The sequence below is a fragment of the Defluviitalea raffinosedens genome (assembly GCF_016908775.1).
In the GTDB taxonomy this organism is placed as follows: Bacteria; Bacillota; Clostridia; order Lachnospirales; family Defluviitaleaceae; genus Defluviitalea; species Defluviitalea raffinosedens.
The window spans coordinates 1-2,118 of the sequence record NZ_JAFBEP010000045.1 but is presented as its reverse complement, the minus strand read 5'-3'; the positions used below and the strand labels follow the sequence as shown (position 1 = coordinate 2,118).

At 38.1% G+C, this 2,118-nt stretch carries 3 protein-coding genes; all 3 read right to left on the bottom strand.

Annotated features, from left to right (window positions below; all coding sequences use genetic code 11):
• Window positions 1-306 (bottom strand): hypothetical protein (locus tag JOD07_RS15220; protein ID WP_243429361.1); only part of this gene is annotated, 306 nt, incomplete at its 3' end.
• On the bottom strand, window positions 296-505 hold the full coding sequence (locus JOD07_RS15215; protein ID WP_158741859.1) for a helix-turn-helix domain-containing protein: 210 nt from the start codon (window positions 503-505) through the stop codon (window positions 296-298). The genes JOD07_RS15215 and JOD07_RS15220, both read right to left, overlap by 11 nt.
• A gap of 416 nt (window positions 506-921) precedes the next feature.
• A complete protein-coding gene (locus JOD07_RS15210; RefSeq protein ID WP_204614645.1) occupies window positions 922-1,842 on the bottom strand; it encodes an alpha/beta fold hydrolase in 921 nt (306 codons plus the stop codon).
• Window positions 1,843-2,118 lie beyond the last annotated feature (276 nt).

The following is a 2,118-nucleotide window of genomic DNA, read 5'->3' as shown; positions in this document are numbered from 1 at the left end:
TCGGTTATATGACTCCTCAACAGCTTGAAGATGCTTTAAGAAAAACTGCATAAAAATTTGAGTTTTTGTGTCTACTATATTGACATAAATCCAAACATTTAAATTGTTAAAATAGCCTCTGGAGAATAATTCCCACAGGGGTTTATTTTCGCAAGCTATCTTTAAATACAAATAAGTTTTAATTGCATCAATTTGTACGTCGCGCATTTCACCTTTATTAACTATATAGGATATCAATTCATCAATGGTACACTCTGACGAGGAGTACCACATATCTCTTTTTCTCTGAATCATCTTATAAAACATTATCGTTTTCTCTCCTCAGTTTTTCCTTTGATTTCCTTCTACGTCTCGCATCTTCAGGCTTTTCCGCATCCTTTGGTATAGCCCACGCCCAACCCAAACGAACAGCGCCCTTAATGCGTCCCTGTTCGCATAAAACTTGAACTCTGCGTGGGGATATATTCCATTTTTCAGCTGCTTGTTTTGTCGTTAAGTAATCCATTATGAATACCTCGCAGAACATTAAATTCCAATTTTTATTATATGCGAAGAGACGAACAATTTCAACATATTACAACTTTATACATAATAAATAAAGTCTTTTCAGAAAATGAGTATACCTGCATTAATTGTACATTCATCCTGTCGCCTCAACCCCTATGAAAAAAGGCCGTTATCTATTCTGTCAACTTAACCCTACCAATTTTAAGCTAAATTTTTGCCTGTAAAATCACCCGTCGACATGTTCCCACATACGCATTTTCCCCTTTCTCTCGAGTAGACAAGTTGAATGTAAACGCGAAAAGCCAGTAATATTAAAGGTTAAGGCTTTGACATCAATACTACGCACTCCACGTGACTTGAGTTGATGAAATAGATGTCTTAAGGACATTTTTTTATGTCATAGTGGAAAACAGTCTATTTCAAGGACTCCACTCGGTGTATAAGATTTACAATCCTTATAGCAAACTCTGACCATAATTGTTTTGGGAGATCATGTCCCATTCCTTCGAAGGTTACCAGTTCGGCGTTTGGAATTGCTGCTGCCGTGGCACGTCCTCCACTTACATCAATCATTTTGTCATTTTCACCGTGGATAACAAGAGTTGGTATTTCAACAGAATGAAGTTGTTCAGTTCTATCACCGGATTTTATAACTGCCGTAGCTTGGCGCAACATACCCAATGGGTCATGATCACGGTCCCAGGCAAGCCCTGCAATTTGGGCAGTAGCTTTTTCGTCTAAAGGATATCTGGGAGAACCAATAGCTTTACGTGATTTAATCTGCCAACTGATATAAGCTTGACGATCATGATAAGGAGGCGAACCCAAATTTGCCAACACTGAATAGTCAGGCTGCCCTACTGAGTTATTTCCAGTAGTGGACATGATAGAAGTCAACGATCGAACCCTATGCGGAAACTCTATGGCTATTGTCTGGGCTATCATTCCACCCATTGATGCACCAACCAAGTGTACACTATCATATCCAAGCGCATCCATAAGACCTACCGTGTCTGCTGCCATGTCAGAGAGAGTGTAAGTTACTGTAGAGAAATCACCAGATTGTATGGCTTGAAAATCTGGAACAGGTGCATCAAAAAAGTGAGTTGATAGTCCGGCATCCCTATTATCGAATCGAATTGGATGTAGACCGCGACCAGCCAGTTCTAAACAAAATCCTTCAGGCCAGTTAATCATCTGTGCACCGGCACCCATAATCAGGAACACAGGCGGTAAAGTAGGATCACCAAAGCGCTGATACATTATCTTTATATTCGATGGCCCAACATTTTGTACACTTTCTTCGTCATGAACCTGAACATTATTTTTACCCACTATCCCATCCTCCTTATTCTATTATTAATTTAAGTTAATAAAACATGTATGAATATTATATGAGTATATTCCAGAAACAAAAAGTCTATAATATTTTTTTAAATATGTTATGATTAAAATGGGATAGGGGTTTGTATTTCTCTTAAGTAATAATACAATAATAGACATCTTCCGTTATTCCATCTCTTAATCCCCCTAACCCATTTGGACAATCACACACTAGTTTAGTAAAATAATACTAACAGGAGGTTGTCAAAAATGAGGTCAAAGCAAAAC

Excerpts from the sequence above, each read along its gene's own strand:
- JOD07_RS15215 (WP_158741859.1), bottom strand. The coding sequence starts at position 505 with ATGGATTACTTAACGACAAAACAAGCAGCTGAAAAATGGAATATATCC.